Here is a 16,960-nt window from a genome sequence, read left to right as displayed (position 1 = left end):
GACGCTCGGATCGGGGTCCGTCCTCCTTGGGCCGGGGATGCGATGGTGATCGGCCGTACCCTTGAGGTTGTGGCAGATGGAACAGGCAGAGCGATCGAATCTCCGCGTACGACGAGCACGTACCGGCCGGGTTACGAGGTGGCCGCCGAGCAGGTGCTGACCTTGATCACGCAGCTGGGCCTACGGCCCGGTGACCGAATGCCGACGGAACAGGAACTGGGCCAGCGGCTGGGCACGAGCAGAACCGTGGTACGTGAGGCCGTGAAGATACTCTCGGCGCTCGGCCGCGTTCGCGCCCACAAAGGTCGCGGCCTGTTCGTGGCCGACGACGAGGGGATGCTGGGCACCGGACGCTGGGCGTCGTTCTTTCTCCCCACGGACCTGGAGCACGTCTACATGCTCTTCGAGTTCCGCCGGACTCAGGAGATGGAGACCAGCCGCCTGGCCGCGCACCGCGCCACACCCGCGGAACTGGGTGAGATCGGGAAAGCCGCCGGCGTCTGCCGCTACGGGTTCGAGAGCGGACGCGAGGATCTGTTCAACGAAGGAGACGACGCCTTCCACACCGCCATCGCCATCGCCTCGCACAATATGTTCCTCCAGGCCGCGGTGCGGGAGGCCCGCCGGCTTCAGGCCCAGTCCAACGTCATCGGGCTGCGCGGTTCGATAGGCGGGCACGCGGCCAAGGCGGTCGAGGAACACGACGCCATCCACCAGGCGATACGGATCGGCGACGCGGAGGCCGCCGCCCAGGCCGCGGCGGTGCACATCGACAACACCCTGGACGACTACCGCAGAGAGATCCAGCAGCGCATCTTCGCACCGGCCGACTGATCGCTCCCGCGGCTGGAGGCGAACCGGAACCCCCGTGCGCCACGGTTCAACATCAGAATGAGTCTGACATATTGACGTAAGACGTCATACGAATTACGTTCCCTCTCACGGACGGCCGGGCCAGCCGGTCGCCACCTGGAGAGTGAATTGCAATGAAGCAGCGAACCCTGTGGTCGGCCGTCATGGTGCTGGGGCTGGGCCTGGCGGGCTGCGGAAGCGCCACGCGACCGGCATCCACACCGGCGGAGTCCGCCAAGGCCACCAAGCTCGTGGTCTGGGACTGGAAGTCCGGTGACGCTTCCGCCGCCTCCTACATCCAGAAGGCGAAAGCCGACTTCGCGAAGAAGCATCCGGACGTCACGCTCGAATTCGTGGCCCAGCCCTTCGAGCAGTACTACACCCTGTTAGGCGCGGCCATCCAGTCCAGTACCGGACCCGATGTCATGCTCTTCAACGGAGGCGGCCAGATCCGGGACCGCGTCGGCTCCCTCCTCCCCCTCGACCCGTACGTGACCGAGGACAGGCAGCGGCTGGCCGGCTGGGATGCCTTCACCAAGGACGGCAAGACCTACGCCGCGCCGGTGACCCTGCAGGGTCACCCGATCTACTACAACAAGACGCTGTATGAGAAGGCGGGACTGGACCCCGCGAAACCCGCCAAGACCTGGGACGAGTTCGTCGGCGATTGCGCCACCATCAAGAAGGCGACCGGCGCCACGTGCTTCGCCCTGGGCAACAAGGAGGGCATCGGCATCCAGTTCTTCCTGTCGGGTCTCGGGTCAAGTGTCCTGACACCCAGCGAGTACGACAACTGGATCGCCGGCAAACGCGACTGGACCTCTCCCGGCGTGAAGAAGATCTTCGAGCTGTGGAAGGAGAGCGGCGACTCCGGCCTGAACAACGAGGGCGCCAACTCAACCGCGATGTTCAACGACGCCTTCTCGATCTTCGACGCCGGTAAGGCGGCTCACATCATCGGGCTGATGTCCGACATCGGGCACTGGAAGGACTTCAGCGAGTTCCTGGGGGCGGACAAGGTCGGCGTCATGACCGCCCCGCTGTCCATCACCGGCGCCACCCCGAGCCTCCCCTACGACGGCGGCATCGGATACGCGGTGGCCAAGTGGACCAAGGACCCGGAGCTCGCCTCCGACCTGGTGCGGTCCCTGACGGCGACCGACGCCCTCACCTCCTTCTACGCCGATGCCGGCGCGATCGCCTCCGACACCACGATCGACGTGTCGCAGGGGCCCGTGGCCGTCGGCACGATCGTGTCGCAGCTCAAGTCGGGTAAGCCGGCGCTGCATGTGGCGCTGTCCTCGAAGACCCTGGACCTCATGGGACGGCTTTCCCAGAAGCTCTTGAGCGGATCGGCGAGCGTCGACGACGTGGTGGAGGAGCTGGCCGCCTCGGACCGGGCGAGCTGATCTCGTGCCGCTCAGAAGCTCCTCCTCGTTGGTTCGCCCGGCCGGTTCCGGGCGGGCCAACGGACCGGGGACAAGCCCGGCCCGCCATCCGGCCGGTTCCCGGCAGCACGCCCGGGGGGCACGCGCCGAACGTCTCGCGCCGTACATTCTGCTGGCGCCCGCCATCCTGATCATCGTGGCCCTGCGGCTGTGGCCGCTCCTGCTGGGTGTCAACTTCTCCTTCACCGGCGACGGTGCGGACAACGGGACCACGGTCGGCTGGGCCAACTACCTGGAACTGCTCGAGGATCCGTTGTTCCGCGGCGCGCTGGGCAACGTCGGGCTGCTGGTAGTCCTCCTGCCCGTGGCGGTCGCCATCCCTGGGCTGCTCGCGACGTTCATCTACCTGCGCGTACCCGGGCACCGCGTCTACCGCAGCGTCTACTTCTTCCCCGCGGTGCTCTCCCCCGTGATCATCGGAGCGATCTTCAACCTGATGCTCGCCTTCGACGGCCCTCTGAACGCCGTCCTCGCGGTGATCGGCCTCGGCCCCGTCGACTGGCTGGGCGATCCGGACGTCGCCAAGTTCACCGTGGTCGGCGTGCACATCTGGGCCACGTTCGGGATGGCCCTGGTGGTGTTCCTCGCCGGCTTCGCCAGCTTGAACCCCTCGCTCCTGGACGCGGCCAGGGTCGACGGCGCCTCGCTGCGGCAGAGCATCTGGCATGTGATCATCCCGAGTCTGACCCGGACGATCCAGTTCGTCTTCGTCACCACGATGATCGGGATGCTGACGTCCATGTTCGGCTTGCTGTACGTGATGACCAGCGGCGGACCGGAGGGGTCCACGTACCTGCCGGAGTACTACATCTGGATCCAGCAGGGTCAGATGAACCGCCCCGCGCTCGCCTCGGCGGCCTCGACGGTCCTGTTCCTCATCATGCTGGTGGCAGGGCTGCTGCAGATCAGCGTGCTCCGTCGCGCCGGAAGGGAGAACTGATGCCCGGCAGGCGCCTGAGCAAATGGGTGGTCGCGGTCCCGATGGGTGTCCTCGCCCTGGTCACGATCTACCCCCTCGTGTTCACCGCCAATGTCGCCATGAAGACGCGGCGCGAGTACATCCTCGACCGCTTCTCGCTGACGGATTCGCTGCGCTGGGACAACCTCGTCACCGCGTGGACCAGCATCGGCATGGCCCGGTATTTCGCCAACTCGCTCATCGTGGTGACGGCCTCGGTGGTCACCTTGCTGCTCCTCGGGTCGATGGCGGGCTTCGCGTTAAGTCAGCTGCGTTTCCGCGGCTCCAAGGCGTTCTTTCTGGGCTGCCTCGCGGCGCTGTTCATCCCGTTCCAGGTGATCATGGTGCCGCTCGCGCGTGTCATGGCCGACACGGGCCTCATCGACACCTATCCCGGCCTGGTCCTCGCCTATGTCGCCCAGTTCCTGCCGTTCACCATCTTCCTGATGACCAGCTACTACAAGACCATTCCCGCGGAGATCGTCGATGCGGCGCGGATCGACGGGAACACCGTCTACGGCGTCTACCGGCGGATCATGCTGCCGATGGGCGCTCCCGCGCTGTTGTCGGTCGGCATCCTCAACGCCTTGTTCTGCTGGAATGACGTGCTCATCTCGTTGCTGATGATGCCGTCGGCCGACCACCGCACCCTCATGGTCGGCGTCACCTCGCTGCGCGGCCAGTACTCCGACGACATCCCCACCTTCGCCTCGGGCGTCCTGATCGCCGCCGTACCCGTGCTGCTGACCTATCTCTTCCTCCAGCGCCAGATCGCCGACGGTGTCACCGCCGGTTCCACGAAAGGCTGACATGCGGATCTCGGGGTATCGCACGTTGACGACGATCCAGGAGTGGGGCCGCCCCGTCGGCGATGCCAACGGCCTCTATTCCGACGGCGTCGTCTCAGTGCCGCTCGTCCTGGTGGAGACAGACGAGGGCATCACGGGGGTCGGCATCGGGCCGCACGCGGAAATCGACGCCATCTTCACCGCGCTGGAGGGTGAGGATCCGCGCGGGGTGACGGCGCTGTATGACCGGATGCTCCGGCAAACATTCAAGGCAGGTCATGCCGGCCTCGTGTTCGGAACCATCGGAGCGCTTGACACCGCCCTGTGGGACATCAAGGCCAAAGCGGCCGGCGAACCGCTGTGGCGTCTGCTCGGCGGTCGTGACAGGCGCGTACCCGCCTACGCGTCCGGACTGGACATCGGCCTGAGCGACGACGAACTGGTGTCGCTGTACGAGGTCTACGCGCAGTACGGCCTGCGTGCGGCGAAGCTCAAGGGCGGCCTGGACATCGAACAGGATCGGCGCCGTCTCACCCTGGTCAAGGAGGTGCTGACCCGGGCCGGGCAGGGGGCCCGGCCGAGCCTGATGCTCGACGTGAACGAAGCCTGGTCGCGCAAGCAGGCGGTCCGGCACATCCGCGAACTTGAGCGCACCCTGGATCTGACCTGGATCGAAGAGCCCGTGCGGCGCTGGGACGCCGAGGGCTTGGCCGTCGTCGGCAGCGGGATCCGCGCGGCGGTGGCCACCGGCGAGAACCTCACCGGGCTCGAACAGTACCGTCCGCTGCTGTCCGCCGGCGCCGTCGACATCGTGCAGACGGCCGCCGTGTGGGGAGTCACTCACTTCCTGCGCGTGTCGGCCCTGGCCCACGCCCACGACCTGCCGGTCAGCCCCATCGGCACCACGCCGGTCGCCCTGCTGCACGCGGCGACGTCGGTGCCGAACCACATCGCCAGCGAGCTGCAGGACTTGGAACCGCCGACCGGAATGGCGGTCGATCTGCGCGTCGAAGACGGCGCCTTCATCCTCGGCGACACACCAGGAATCGGCCTCACCGTCGATGAGGCCACGATCGGGGAACTGACCCGGCGGCCCGGCACCCGCACCGCCGACAGCCCCGCCGTCCGGCCCGACCATGCCGGCCGCCAACTGCTGGCGCCGGCGGACCACGGTCACACCGCCCGCCAGCACCAGCTCAACTCCCTCGGTCATGGGCCCGCGCAGCCGAACAACCAGATGGATCCCGCTGTTCGACGCTGAGCGTCCACACACCTCCAGGCCGGAAGAAAGGAATCAACGTGCGTCCCTCCCCCATGCCGCGAAGACGTCGGACCGCGACTCCCTCCCTCCTAGTGATCACCCTCGGACTCATCGCCAGAGCGTTCACCGTGCCAGCCCCCGCCGCCGCGGCGAGCCAGACGATCGTGGTCGCTCCCACCGGAGCGGAGAACGCCGATGACAACGGCCCCGGCAGAAGGAACGAGCCGCTGGCCACCCTGCAAGAGGCGCAGCGCCGGGTCCGCGCCGCCATGGCTCAAGGAGACCGTGACGTCGTCGTCCAGCTCTTGGACGGGACTCACCGGCTCACCGCGCCGCTGCGGTTCGAGGCCGCCGACTCCGGCCGCGACGGCCACACCGTGACCTGGACGGCGGCACGCGACGCCAAACCCGTTATCAGCGGCGCCTTCCCGGTCACCGGCTGGGAACTCGACGATGCCGCCACCGGCATCTACAAGGCCGACGTCGGTACCGGGTTCGACAGCCGCCAGCTCTACGTCGACGACAAACCCGCACAGCGCGCGCGGATCAGGGTGGCGCGCAGCGACATCACGCTGAACGCGACCGGCTTCACCATCAACAACCCCAACCTCGCCTATCTTGCCGACTTAACCGACCATAGGCGCATCGACTTCCAGGCGATGCTGTCCTTCACCAATCGGTTCGCGCCGGTGGAGAGCATCTCCGGCTCGACGGTCGTGATGCAGCAGCCGGCGTGGAACAACAACACCTACGGCTACGACTCCATCCAGGCGCCGTTGCGTACCCCGACGTTCTTCCTGCTCAATTCCAAGAGCTTCCTCAACGAGCCCGGCGAGTGGTATCTGGACGCCACAGCAGGGGTGCTCTACTACAAACCGCTACCGGGGCAGGACATCACACGTACCCGGGTGGAACTGCCGCGGCTGGAGTCGCTGGTCCAGATCGGCGGTACCTACGACTCTCCCGCCCGCGATCTCAGATTCGAGAACCTGACCTTCACCGGCTCGACCTGGCTGCACCCCAGCACCTCCGACGGGTACGCCAACCAGCAGACCGGCGTGTTCATCAGCGGCGTTCAGCCGCACCGACCGGCCGACGCGTTCACCTCCTGCGCGTTCGGTTGTCAGGGCTTCGAGGGCTCTCGCAACGGCTGGGCGCAGGTGGCCGCGGCGATTCAGGTGTCGGCGGCGCAGGACATCACTTTCGCCGGCAGCACGTTCGTCAATCTCGGTTCGGTCGCGCTCGGCATCGGCAACGACGCCAACGCCCACGCCACCGGCGTGGGACTGGGCGCGCAGAAGGTTTCGGTCATAGGCAGCACGTTCACGGCGAACGCCGGCGGCGGCATCATGGTCGGCGGCGTGCGGCCGGGCGCGCACCACCCATCCGACCCCCGGATGATCAACAGCGACATCGTGATCAGCAACAACCGCATCCACTCGAACGCCCTGGAATACCTGGACCAGGACGGGATCTTCGCCAGCTATGTCACGCGGCTGACCATCGAGCACAACTATGTCGCGGACATGCCCTATACCGGCATCGGACTCGGCTACGGCTGGGGGGCCAATGATCCCGGCGGGAGCCCCGAGTACCTCAATCGCGGCCTCTACGATTTCCAGCCGATCTACGACACGCCGACGACCCTGAGCGATGTCCGCGTCGTGGGCAACCATGTCCGCAACGTCGTTCAGACGATGTTCGACGCCAGCTGCATCTACACCCTCTCGGCGATGCCGCGAAGCACCATTGACCAGAACTACTGCGAGAACAGCGGACAGCTGGGCCTCTACTTCGACGAAGGCTCCCGATACGTGAGCGCGAGCCACAACGTCTTCGTCGGAACCGCGGCGCAGTGGGCGCACGCCAACAACCAGAACGGCAACCACACCGGCGATCTCACGCTGATCGAGAACTACACGACAAACCCCGCCATCACCGGCCTGGTCAACGGCAGCCGCGGCAACCTCACACGCGGGAACGTCACCGTCATCGATGGCAACCTCCCCATCGAGGCGAGTCGTGTGGTCTACAACGCCGGTCCCGTCGGGGAGTACCGGACGATCCCCGACCCGCGGCGGGTACCCATCGGCGTCTCCCTCACCGCGGATCCGCCGACCATGCGAGCCGGCGAGTCGACCACCGTGACGGCCACGGTGGAGAACCTGAGCGATCGCCGGGCCGCGGAGCTGGAGGTCGTCGTCACCGTCCCCGACGGCTGGCAGGCCGTACGCGTCGGCAAGCCGATGAGATATGGAATCGACTCCGGCGTATCGGCCACGGAAACATGGAAGATCACAGCGCCCGGATCGTTCTCGGCTCCCGTCAGCCGCGCGCCGGTGCGGGCGTCCGTGCGCGTACGGGCCGACCAAGCCGACTTCACCGTGACCCGATCGCTCACGCTGACGGCGCTCAATCCCCTGACGTCTCTGCAGGGGCACGGCTCGGTGCCCAGCCAGTTCGCCGAGGCCGGCAACCAGTACGCCATCCTGACCTCGGGGGCCGACATCTGGCAGGACGCCGGCGGGTCGTTCGACCAGTACGGCGCCCTGTACCAGGACGACGCCGCCGGAACCTCGGCCACCGTCACCGCCCGCGTCACCCAGATGGACAACACCAACGCGTGGGCCAAGGCCGGCGTGGTCCTGCGCAACGATGTCACCGGCGCCGGTTCCTCGCCCGGCTACGCCGTCGTCGTCGTCACACCCGGCAACGGCGTCGCCTTCCAATGGGACTCCAACGGCAACGGATACCTCGACTCCTTCAGCGGCGTCTCAGGGGTGAGGCCGCCGGCCTGGGTCCGCCTGGTCCGCTCCGGCGCCCAGATCAGCGGTTTCCACTCCACGAACGGCACCACCTGGGCCAAGATCGGCGCGACCGTGACCCTGCCCGGCATCACCGGCAGGCAGGACGCGGGGTTGATAGCCACATCCCACGCGGCCGGCGTGACCGGACAGTTCAGTTTCAGCGATTTCAGCGTCACCTGACGCGAGCACGCACGCGGCCCGCCCGACGAGGGCCGGCTCCAGCCCGTGAGGACTCCGGCACGAGAGGCTCTTGACGCCCTATGACGAACATCGACGCCCACCACCATCTCTGGGACCTGTCCAGCCGGCCCCAGCCATGGCTCACGCCTCCCGAGATGGCACCCCTTCATCGGGACTTCACCGTGTCCGACTACGCCGCGACTGCGGCGCGGGCGCAGATCAGCGGCTCCGTTCTCGTGCAGGTTCTGGCCGATGCCCAGGAAACGCGTGAGTTCCTCGCGCTGGCTGCCCGGTCGGATACCGTCGCGGCGGTGGTGGGGTGGGCTGACCTGACCCGGCCCGATCTTCCCGAGGAACTCGGCGCGCTGAGCGGCTCGCCGGGCGGCGAGTTCTTGCGGGGGATCCGCCACCTGGTGCAGGGCGAGCCCGACCCCCGCTGGCTCGCCCGAGAGGAGGTTCGCGCGGGGCTGCGCCATGTGGCGGCGGCCGGACTCACCTATGACCTGCTCGTGCTGCCTCATCACCTGCCCACCGCGATCGAGACCGTACGTGCCCTGCCCGAACTGGGCTTCGTCCTCGACCACTTGGCCAAACCGCCGATCTCCTCCGGAAAGATGCAACCGTGGGCCGCTCTGATACGGCAACTCGCCGCGGAGCCCAACGTGACCGCCAAGCTCTCCGGCATCATCACCGAAGCCGTCTGGACGAAGTGGGACGCGGCCGTCCTGCGGCCGTACGTGGAGGTCGCGCTTGACGCATTCGGCCCCGAACGTCTCATGTTCGGCTCCGACTGGCCCGTATGCCTTCTCGCCGGCTCCCTGCCCGCATGGAGCGAGACGGCAAGGACGCTGCTCGCCGGCGCCGGGCTGACGCCGGCCGAGCACGAGGCGGTCTTCGGCGGCACAGCGACACGGATCTACCGCCTGACGGAGTGAAGGCCAGGCTGGTTGACGGGCGCGATGGCGATCGAAATCGCGCACTGTCACCGCCTTACCGCTGCAGCCGTACGGGTTCGCTGGGGCCGCTGCGCCGGACGAGCCAAGCCTCCGTGATGTGGGTGAACATCGCCTGGGCGGCACCATGGGGGTCGCGGTCGGCGATGCGTTCGTACACACGCCGGTGGCCGAGATTCGAGGCCACGCACAGTGCTCGCTCCGTGCGGCCCATATAACGCGCGGTGTTGACCACCTGACTCTCCAGCGATCGCACCACTGCCCGCGCGATGCGGTTCCCGGACGCCTGCATGATCGTGTCGTGAAATGCGCGATCATGATCGGCGTACGTGACGGGATCGCCCACCAGTTCGTCCATCTGATCGACCAGCATGCGCAGACGTTCGACGGTCGCCGTCGTGCCCAGACGAGCCGCCATGTGCGCCATGTCGGATTCCAGCAGGCGTCTGGTGACGACCAGATCGTCCAGGACCTCCACGCCGTCGTCTTGCGCGATGGTCGCTCCGAGAACGAGCTCGTCCAGCATGTTCCACGTGGTGGGCGAGGTGACGATGGTGCCGCTGCCCTGCCGAATCTGCACCAGCCCTTTCTCCTGCAGGATTTTCACGGCTTCACGGACCACCGTCCGGCTGACCGAGAAGGTCTCGCACAGCGCGGGCTCCGGAGGCAGCGGGGTGCCCGGGGGGTGGACACCGCGGACGATGCGCTCGACCAGTTCCACGGTTAGCGCCTGGGCCAGGTTGGCGGGCCGCTTCGTCCAGGCCGGGGACGGTGTACTGCGCGCGAGCGCTTCTTGAGATGCCGTCATGTCCCCTCCAGATGACCCGGCGCGATTGGCGGGTTGCGGCCAGTGTAAACCACTTCATTGACATAAGACGTCATACGAGTTACGTATTGAGTCGTAGTTGAAGGAAGGATCCCATTTTTCTAACGGGTGAGCACTCGGCCCTCCCGATCACCCACACCCGGGGACTCTGCGCCTGCCGAAAATGTCGTCCACGCAGGTCACCTGGCTTGCCGGTTCCGCCCGTCGAAGAAAGCCGAGGGCGGCAGGATGACCGTTCGTGCTCCTTCGCCTGACGTATCTGGCCGTCACGACCGCCTTCGCCGCGCTGCGAAGCCGCTAGCCGGGCTGCAACGGCAGATACGGGAACATGCCGGCCAGTTCGACACGGGCGTACCGCAGCCAACGCCGCTCGGAGATGTAACCCAGCAGCGTCGACATCACCGCGAGAGTGACCAGTTCAGCATCGCTCAACATCGGCACGATCCCACAACCGGCCGCCGGCGCCCGAGGTCCGGAGAGCTCCCCAACTCGTCATGGATCTTCACGTACAGTGCCGTAGCGAGGGTGTTCAGGTCTTTCGTCACACATCGACCTTGGACACCCTCTCGCGTTCCCGCAGGCGATCAGCGAACCTCAGCCCTTGGAATCACTCGTCTAGGCCTACGACACCCTGGCCGCAACCCGCGTGATCCTGCGCATCGCCTGGGCGGTCATGTCCAGGCAGGAGGAGGACTATCGCCAGGACGGCGGCGACCTCCACGACCGGCGTGAGGCCCGGCGTGGCCAGCATCTGGCCGAGCGCTACCAGAAGACCCTGGAACACCTGGGATACCGGGTCACCTTGATCTCGCCTGGTCCAGACCCCACCGGCGTTGCCGATCTCACGCACCCGAAGGAACCGGCAGGCTGATAACCCCGCAGGCCAGCGGCCGGACACGGCATCACGTCCGAGCCGCTGATCTTGCCTGCCCAGCTACAGTTCGCTGCCGCGCTGTGCTGAGGCCCAAGTTTCGTCAGAGCGGATTCCCGTACGCGTTGGAGAAGGCGATCTCCTCGACCGGAATTCTGGACAGCCGCGTCGGGAACGGCTCGGCCGGGTATCCAACCGCGATGTGGGCGGCCGTGATGACCCCGTCCGGAATGCCGAGCAGCTCCTTGACCTGCGGCTCGTAGTGGCACAGCAGGGTCGTGATCGCGCTGGCGACGCCGTGGGAGCGCAGCGCGAGGCAGAAGTTCTGGGCGGTCGGGTAGATCGACGCGCCGCCCACCACGCTCAGCCGCCCGAGTTCGGTGTCGGTCGGGTGCAGGCCGTCGAGCTGGGCGCAGCAGACCACGATGGCGGGGGCCTCGTCGAGGTGCTCGGCGAAGTGGTCGGCGTCGGCGACGACCTTGGGTAGCGCGCCCACGGCGATGTCACCGGCCCCGACCGCGCCGAGGTATGCCTTCCACGGCTCCAGATACCACTCCTTGAGCTGCCGTTTCATGGCGGCATCGGTCACCACCACCCAGCGCACCGGCTGCCGGTTGCCGCCCTGGGGCGCGAAGCGGGCCGCGTCGAACGCGGTCAGCAGCACCTTTTCCGGTACGGGATCGCCGCGGAAATAGCGGCACGTTCCCGTTGTCGTCATTGCCTCTATGACATCCATGACACGCCTTTTGGGTGGCCCGAAAAATAGCAGCGGGCGGGATTTTTACTTCTTCTGGGCTACTCCGCCGTACATCCAGATACGGTTGAGTTCGCCGATGAACGGATGGTCCGGCCGCCATAGCGGCGTCTGCACCAGACCTGGCTCCACCGGCTCGAAATCCCCGAACAGCGCCTCGATCTCCGCTTTCCGCCGGGGTACGGCAGGCGCGTTCGCCCGCACATACGTGGCGGCGACCTGAAGCACCTGCTCCGACCGGAAATCCTGGGTGGGGTGGGAGATCACCAGGAAGCTGCCCGGGGCCATCACCTTGCGCAGCGGCGCCACGAGATCCTCCGGGTCGCGGTCCGGAATGAACTGCAGCACGGACACCAGCATGATCGCGACAGGCTCCCGGAAGTCGAGAAAGCCCTGCACCTCGGGCCGGGACAAGATCTCGTCCGGGTCGCGCAGGTCGGCGGTGAAGACGCGCGTCCCACCCCGGCCGGGGCTGGCCAGCAGCGCCCTGGCGTGCGCCAGCACGATGGGGTCGTTGTCGACGTAAACGACGTGCGCGTCCGGGGCGACCTCCTGCGCCACCTCGTGAACGTTGCGCTGGGTGGGCAGACCGGTGCCGATGTCGAGGAACTGCCGGATACCGGCATCCACCATGAACCGCACCGCACGCTGCATGAACGCCCGGTTCTCGCGGGCGATGTCCCGCAGCTCCGGAGCTGCCAGCAGCGATTCTTCCGCGGCCTTACGATCGGCCGCGAAGTTGTCCTTTCCACCCAGGTAGTAGTCGTACATCCGGGCTGGGTGCGCGATGTGAACCTTGAGCTCGACAGGCGCGCTGTCCTCTCTCAATGCATTCCCCCATCGCGACATGCCGGACAAACGCCTCAACCATGGCGCCGTTTGTGGATCATAACCACAAACGGCGGACTTCCAAGCGCATCGTCATCAATCATTCATCAATCTCACCCGACATCAACAAATATCATAACTTCTAGCACTCTTGTCCATTTCATACCACTCTGGACAACACTGGCACATCCGCACCGGAAACAGAGCGAGTATCCCTATTACAGCAGTTCGGGGTGTCAGAGAAGATCGCGCGTGGGGTGCGGAAACTCGACCTGGGGCTGCTACCTGCGATTATGCGGTGATCAAAGGTGGGGTCTGTCATGGTTACCGGCCATGATGTGGTCCCTGCTCTACCTGATCGTCCGGCATCTCACCGCGGGCCTGGTTCTCCTTGCGCGTGGAGACGGGGCCAAGGAGGCCGAGATCCTGGTGTTGCGGCATGAGGTCGCCGTGCTGCGCCGGCAGATCGCCCGTCCACTGCTGCAGCCCGCCGATCGGATGTGGCTGGCTGCGCTGTCCCGCCTGCTGCCCCGGGACCGCTGGAGCGCCTTCTTCGTCACGCCCGCGACGCTGCTGGCCTGGCATCGTGACCTGATCCGGCGACGCTGGAGACATCCTCACCGCAGGCCAGGCCGACCGCGCACCGCCGCCACCGTGCGCGAACTGGTGATCCGCTGGCGCGAGAGAATCCGAATTGGGGCTACCGGCGCATCCACGGCGAACTGAAAGGTCTGGGCCACCGGGTCTCGGCCACCACCGTGCGGACGATCTTGGCTCGGGCGGGTCTTAGCCCCGCGCCCCGCCGCTCGGGCCCGACCTGGAAGCAGTTCCTCACCGCCCAGGCCCAGAGCATCATCGCCACCGACTTCTTCCACGTCGAGACGGTGTCCGGCGTCCGGCTGTACGCGCTGTTCTTCATCGAACACGCCACCCGCCGAGTCCATCTGCCGGCGTGACCGCCCACCCGAGCGGCGCATGGTCGTGCAACAGGCCAGAAACCTCCTCACGGACATCGGCAAGCGGGCCGCGACGCTGACCTTCCTCATCCCCGATCGTGACACCAAGTTCACCGCCGCCTTCGACCAGGTATTCACCGACGAAGGACTGAAGATCATCACCACACCGATCCACTCCCCTCAGGCCAACGCGATCTGCGAGCGATGGGTGGGCAGCGCCCGCCGGGAGTACCTGGACCGGATGCTGATTCTCGGTGAGCGGCATTGCGCGGCGGTGCCGCGCGTCTACGTTGACCACTACAACCGGAAACGTCCGCACCGGTCACTGGACCAATTCCCCCCGGACCCACCGCCTGAGCCCGCCGATCTGACCAAGCATCGAATCCAACGCCACAAAATCCTAGGCGGCATCATCAACGAGTACCACCACGCCGCGTAGAAGATCCATAATCCCAGTCGGCTCGGATGGCGAAGCCGCAGCTCAGCCTGGATCCACCGTGTAATTCCTGGTGCTCATTTCCAGGTCCAATTTCTCCACGAGGCCCGTCGCCGCAGTTGAAGACCCTATTTCCGGGTGTGGGAGGGCTGACGCGCGCGAGTCGCGGCTTGTCCACATGTGCATGGGCTCGGAACTCTGGGGCGCCGAAGGCGCAGGGTGACCGGCGAGGTCGTCGGTTGGGCGGTGACCAGATGTTTGCGGGCGGGTCAGGCCACGCGGCGGCGGGGTGGCCCGGGGCCGGCGTCGAAGGCGTTCAGCCAGGCGCTCTGCCGGCGCCAGTGCTCGGGCAGGTGCAGCGTGATATGCCCGTTCCCGCCCGCACGGCCGTGCCGGGCCAGGCGCGCGGGGACCGCGATCAGCTGACGGCGCAGCGTCGCCGTGCCGCAGCGCGTCCAGATCGGCGATGCTGGCGGCCCCCGCGGCCATCCCGGCCACGATCGAGGCCACCTTCTCGGGCGCGTTCACCCCGAGCCGGTCGCCGATCGCCACGTGCTCGCCGACCAGGGCGGCCAGGCCACAGCGCTCGGCCAGTCGCATCACCGGCTCCAGCCCGGCATAGGCGATGACGTGCTCCTCATCGAAGATCGCATGAGTCCTGGCCAGAGCATGAAACAATCGCACGTGAGAGGTGTCCTTTGGATCCGGTTGCTGGAAGCGTCAAGAACTCCCATCGTGACTATTCACCTCATGCCATGAGAGCGGGCGTCCAGGGGTTGCCGAGAAGCGCGTCATGAAGCGCGCGGGCAGCGTTTTGGCCGTTCTTGCGGACGGTGGAGATGTAGCCGCGGATGGCCAGGAAGACCTGAGCGCCTTTGAGCGTGCGGAAGCCGCCGCTGACCTTGGTCTTGGTTTTGATCATGCGGATGGCCCGCTCGGCGATGTTGTTGGAATACGCCACGTTGAAGTCCGTGGCGAACCGCAGGACCTCGTCTTTGCGCTGACGTAGCCGCAGGGCCAGGTTGCGGGCCGGGCTCTGCTTGCCGGCCCCGCGTGGCGGATGGGCGGCAAGCGCACGTTCCACCAGGTCGTCCAAGCGCCGCGAGAGATCGTCGCGTTTGAAGTCCGGCAGCCGGTCGTGTCCCTTCTCCTGCCAGGCGGCCACCCAGCGGTAGCCGTCGCCGAGCAGGTTGACCAGGGCCCGCGCCCAGCCATCGGCCCCGGCGGCCGGGTCCGCCGGCGCCTGTGCTCTGGTAATGGTCCCGCAGGCCAACGCGTGCAACTCGTGTGCGGTCACCTCGACGACCACCTCGGGAACGTCGAAGACCTGCCGGATCACCGGCTCTCCGGCTCGGGTTGCGCCGCTCAGGTCACCGCCGCAACCGTCGCAGGCGGCCGGGAGATGAGGTATCCGCCGAGTCGGGTCAGCGACCTGCATCAACGCGTTCCCCTGGGTCCCCGGCTGCTTGCCGGGCCGACGTCCGCTCTTGCCCCGCATCGACCGTGGCGGCGGCTTGGCCAGCCCATCGGCCGAAGGCGGCTGCGAGGAGTTCCGCGACGTTCGCCCCAGTTGTCGCCGTAGCTCGGCGTTCTCCTCACGCAAAGCCGCGTTCTCTGCCTTGAGCTGGGCATTTTCCGTCTCCAGCGCGTCCAGCCGCGCGGCCACGAGTTCGCCGTAAGACGGTTGCTCAACCTCGGCCGATGTCACTCAAAAATCATCCACCAAGCGGATCATGCCCAGACCGTCGAGCGAGCCATACGCAAAGGTAGGACGTGAATAGTCACTTGGCAGGACGTTCTGGGCACCAGTTTCAAGGCGGCGACATGATCAGCTACACCTACGCCGAGACCTTCACGCGAGTCCACGCGCGCCGCCTCGCCGGCCGGGTCACCACCGATCTCCGGCAGAGCTCCATCCTCTACGACAGCCCCAGTAGCGGAAGCCTTGAGGACTACCAGGTCGAACTCGAAGAACTCCTCGTCGGGGGATATGTCGACAAGTACCAGTTCGGGTTCAAGAAGGACGGCCGAGTCGTCTGGTCGCTGCGCTACACCGTCGGCCCGGATGGGGCGCTCACCGGCGGCGCTGGCGGTGTCCCCTCTGGGGTCGATGTCCGTCAGGCGAGCTGGTTCAACTTCCTCATGTAAGGCAAGTGGGGTGGCCCGTCCGATCCGCTGGTCAGCAGGGCGGGACCTGGGGCGGTCGGATTCGTTTGCTCCCATTGCCTTGCGATGTAATTCTGGTCGGCACGCGCGTCGATGGTTCTCCTCCGCGGTCAGTTCCCGGGTCGTGCGCTGTTCGGCCAAGGCGAGCAAGCGCGCGACGGGGGACACAAACCTAGCACCGCCAGATCCGGATGGTCCCGTCTCTCCGTAGACGGGGGAAGGCCCGCCGGTCCGAAGACCGGCGGGCGCGGTGGTCAGTGGTCAGTTCTGGATGAGTCCGGCGCTGTCGGTGGCGGCCTCCAGGGCGGGGGTTCCGGCGAAGGTCGCGGTGTAGGACAGGTGGAGGAGGATCGTGGCCAACGGGACCAGCCCGTAGCAGGAGGCGACGCCGCTGCTGTTGGTGGTGGCGGTGCAGACGGTGCGGGTGCCGACCTTGAAGGAGACGCTCTGGCCTGCGAGGGGCTGGCTCGTGGTGGTGTCGGTGAGCGTTGCCGAGGGATGCAGATTGATGTTGAGCGTGCCGCTGGTGAGGGACAACAGCAGCGGCTGGGCTTCGAGCTCGGTGGTGTCCTTGGTGTAGGTGAAGGTGCTGGCGCCGCTGGTGGGGCTGGTTCCGCTGGGGGTGGTGATCTTCACGTCGACCGCTCCGGCGGCGGTGGTGGCGGGGCTGGTGGCGGTGATCTGGGTGTCGGAGTCGACGGTGAACGAGGCCGCGGCAGTTCCGCCGAAGGCGACCGCGTCGGCGCCGGTCAGGTTGGTACCGGTGATGGTCACGCTCGTGCCGCCGGCGGCGGGGCCGGTGGCCGGGTTGACGGCGGTGATGGTGGGTTCGGGGTTGATGTAGGTGAAGGTGCTGGCGCCGCTGGGGGGGCTGGT

The 16,960-nt window shown here is 66.8% G+C and carries 18 protein-coding genes and 1 pseudogene; 12 read left to right on the top strand and 7 right to left on the bottom strand.

Annotated elements, in window-relative coordinates; genetic code table 11:
* The first annotated feature begins 69 nt into the window (after positions 1–69).
* The 7 genes from Acor_RS34430 (at position 70) to Acor_RS34400 (ending at position 9,229) form a co-directional block, all read left to right on the top strand.
* Positions 70–834 carry a FadR/GntR family transcriptional regulator gene (locus Acor_RS34430; protein ID WP_218034657.1) on the top strand — a complete coding sequence of 255 codons (765 nt, stop codon included), beginning with the start codon at positions 70–72 and terminating at the stop codon, positions 832–834.
* A gap of 152 nt (positions 835–986) precedes the next feature.
* Positions 987–2,261, top strand: coding sequence for an ABC transporter substrate-binding protein (locus tag Acor_RS34425; protein ID WP_155340954.1), 1,275 nt, complete (start codon positions 987–989; stop codon positions 2,259–2,261).
* Between the two features lie 4 nt (positions 2,262–2,265).
* Positions 2,266–3,240, top strand: coding sequence for a carbohydrate ABC transporter permease (locus tag Acor_RS34420; protein WP_170317225.1), 975 nt, complete (start codon positions 2,266–2,268; stop codon positions 3,238–3,240).
* Positions 3,240–4,067 carry a carbohydrate ABC transporter permease gene (locus tag Acor_RS34415; protein WP_155340953.1) on the top strand — a complete coding sequence of 276 codons (828 nt, stop codon included), beginning with the start codon at positions 3,240–3,242 and terminating at the stop codon, positions 4,065–4,067. Before Acor_RS34420 ends, Acor_RS34415 begins: the two co-directional genes overlap by 1 nt.
* 1 nt (position 4,068) lies before the next feature.
* The gene (locus Acor_RS34410; protein ID WP_155340952.1) at positions 4,069–5,307 is read left to right on the top strand and encodes a mandelate racemase/muconate lactonizing enzyme family protein; all 1,239 of its coding nucleotides are present in this window, start codon (positions 4,069–4,071) and stop codon (positions 5,305–5,307) included.
* 92 nt (positions 5,308–5,399) lie between these two features.
* Positions 5,400–8,294 (top strand): right-handed parallel beta-helix repeat-containing protein, encoded by a 2,895-nt coding sequence (locus Acor_RS34405; protein ID WP_170317224.1) that lies wholly within the window; start codon positions 5,400–5,402, stop codon positions 8,292–8,294.
* A gap of 80 nt (positions 8,295–8,374) precedes the next feature.
* Positions 8,375–9,229, top strand: coding sequence for an amidohydrolase family protein (locus Acor_RS34400; RefSeq protein WP_155340950.1), 855 nt, complete (start codon positions 8,375–8,377; stop codon positions 9,227–9,229).
* 55 nt (positions 9,230–9,284) lie between these two features.
* Here Acor_RS34400 and Acor_RS34395 read toward each other — a convergent pair whose 3' ends face one another.
* The gene (locus Acor_RS34395; protein ID WP_246239513.1) at positions 9,285–9,968 is read right to left on the bottom strand and encodes a FadR/GntR family transcriptional regulator; all 684 of its coding nucleotides are present in this window, start codon (positions 9,966–9,968) and stop codon (positions 9,285–9,287) included.
* Between the two features lie 405 nt (positions 9,969–10,373).
* Positions 10,374–10,618 (bottom strand): annotated as a pseudogene (locus Acor_RS46505) (IS982 family transposase); the annotation flags it as partial.
* A 101-nt stretch (positions 10,619–10,719) separates the two neighbouring features.
* Here Acor_RS46505 and Acor_RS34385 point away from each other — a divergent pair.
* Positions 10,720–10,944, top strand: coding sequence for a hypothetical protein (locus Acor_RS34385; RefSeq protein WP_155340948.1), 225 nt, complete (start codon positions 10,720–10,722; stop codon positions 10,942–10,944).
* Positions 10,945–11,047: 103 nt separating this feature from the next.
* On the opposite strand, the gene Acor_RS34380 is transcribed toward Acor_RS34385, so the two are convergent.
* Both Acor_RS34380 and Acor_RS34375 read right to left on the bottom strand, forming a co-directional pair.
* A complete protein-coding gene (locus Acor_RS34380; protein WP_218034656.1) occupies positions 11,048–11,662 on the bottom strand; it encodes a nitroreductase family protein in 615 nt (204 codons plus the stop codon).
* A 63-nt stretch (positions 11,663–11,725) separates the two neighbouring features.
* A complete protein-coding gene (locus tag Acor_RS34375) occupies positions 11,726–12,547 on the bottom strand; it encodes an SAM-dependent methyltransferase (protein ID WP_155340946.1) in 822 nt (273 codons plus the stop codon).
* A gap of 312 nt (positions 12,548–12,859) precedes the next feature.
* Here Acor_RS34375 and Acor_RS43610 point away from each other — a divergent pair, with 312 nt between their 5' ends.
* Genes Acor_RS43610 through Acor_RS43600 form a run of 3 tightly spaced genes read left to right on the top strand, consistent with a single transcriptional unit; the run spans position 12,860 to position 13,921 of the window.
* A complete protein-coding gene (locus tag Acor_RS43610) occupies positions 12,860–13,252 on the top strand; it encodes a hypothetical protein (RefSeq protein WP_218034655.1) in 393 nt (130 codons plus the stop codon).
* 32 nt (positions 13,253–13,284) lie between these two features.
* Positions 13,285–13,482 carry a hypothetical protein gene (locus tag Acor_RS43605; RefSeq protein WP_218034654.1) on the top strand — a complete coding sequence of 66 codons (198 nt, stop codon included), beginning with the start codon at positions 13,285–13,287 and terminating at the stop codon, positions 13,480–13,482.
* 19 nt (positions 13,483–13,501) lie between these two features.
* Entirely contained in the window at positions 13,502–13,921 is a 420-nt protein-coding gene (locus Acor_RS43600; protein WP_218034653.1) for an integrase core domain-containing protein, read from the top strand.
* A 42-nt stretch (positions 13,922–13,963) separates the two neighbouring features.
* On the opposite strand, the gene Acor_RS34365 is transcribed toward Acor_RS43600, so the two are convergent.
* Together Acor_RS34365 and Acor_RS34360 are read right to left on the bottom strand one after the other, a co-directional pair.
* Positions 13,964–14,602: a hypothetical protein gene (locus tag Acor_RS34365; RefSeq protein ID WP_155340945.1), complete on the bottom strand. Its 639-nt coding sequence runs from the start codon at positions 14,600–14,602 to the stop codon at positions 13,964–13,966.
* 64 nt (positions 14,603–14,666) lie between these two features.
* On the bottom strand, positions 14,667–15,626 hold the full coding sequence (locus Acor_RS34360) for a DUF6444 domain-containing protein (RefSeq protein ID WP_155340944.1): 960 nt from the start codon (positions 15,624–15,626) through the stop codon (positions 14,667–14,669).
* A 116-nt stretch (positions 15,627–15,742) separates the two neighbouring features.
* Between Acor_RS34360 and Acor_RS34355 the strand changes: the two genes are divergently transcribed.
* A complete protein-coding gene (locus Acor_RS34355; RefSeq protein ID WP_155340943.1) occupies positions 15,743–16,066 on the top strand; it encodes an HORMA-1 domain-containing protein in 324 nt (107 codons plus the stop codon).
* A gap of 279 nt (positions 16,067–16,345) precedes the next feature.
* Here the strand turns inward: Acor_RS34355 and Acor_RS34350 are convergent.
* Positions 16,346–16,960: IPT/TIG domain-containing protein (locus Acor_RS34350; protein ID WP_174876236.1), on the bottom strand; the 615-nt coding region annotated here is incomplete at its 5' end.

The organism is Acrocarpospora corrugata, assembly GCF_009687845.1.
In the GTDB taxonomy this organism is placed as follows: domain Bacteria; phylum Actinomycetota; class Actinomycetes; order Streptosporangiales; family Streptosporangiaceae; genus Acrocarpospora; species Acrocarpospora corrugata.
Note: the sequence above shows the minus strand (reverse complement) of the source record. Positions and strands in the feature narration are given on the sequence as shown.

What these genes read in the sequence shown, in the direction of transcription:
- Acor_RS34425 (WP_155340954.1), top strand. Translation starts at nt 987, where the DNA reads ATGAAGCAGCGAACCCTGTGGTCGGCCGTCATGGTGCTGGGGCTGGGC.
- Acor_RS34415 (WP_155340953.1), top strand. Translation starts at nt 3,240, where the DNA reads ATGCCCGGCAGGCGCCTGAGCAAATGGGTGGTCGCGGTCCCGATGGGT.
- Acor_RS34410 (WP_155340952.1), top strand. Translation starts at nt 4,069, where the DNA reads ATGCGGATCTCGGGGTATCGCACGTTGACGACGATCCAGGAGTGGGGC.
- Acor_RS34400 (WP_155340950.1), top strand. Translation starts at nt 8,375, where the DNA reads ATGACGAACATCGACGCCCACCACCATCTCTGGGACCTGTCCAGCCGG.
- Acor_RS34380 (WP_218034656.1), bottom strand. Translation starts at nt 11,662, where the DNA reads ATGACGACAACGGGAACGTGCCGCTATTTCCGCGGCGATCCCGTACCG.
- Acor_RS34375 (WP_155340946.1), bottom strand. Translation starts at nt 12,547, where the DNA reads ATGTCGCGATGGGGGAATGCATTGAGAGAGGACAGCGCGCCTGTCGAG.
- Acor_RS43610 (WP_218034655.1), top strand. Translation starts at nt 12,860, where the DNA reads ATGATGTGGTCCCTGCTCTACCTGATCGTCCGGCATCTCACCGCGGGC.
- Acor_RS43600 (WP_218034653.1), top strand. Translation starts at nt 13,502, where the DNA reads ATGGTCGTGCAACAGGCCAGAAACCTCCTCACGGACATCGGCAAGCGG.
- Acor_RS34355 (WP_155340943.1), top strand. Translation starts at nt 15,743, where the DNA reads ATGATCAGCTACACCTACGCCGAGACCTTCACGCGAGTCCACGCGCGC.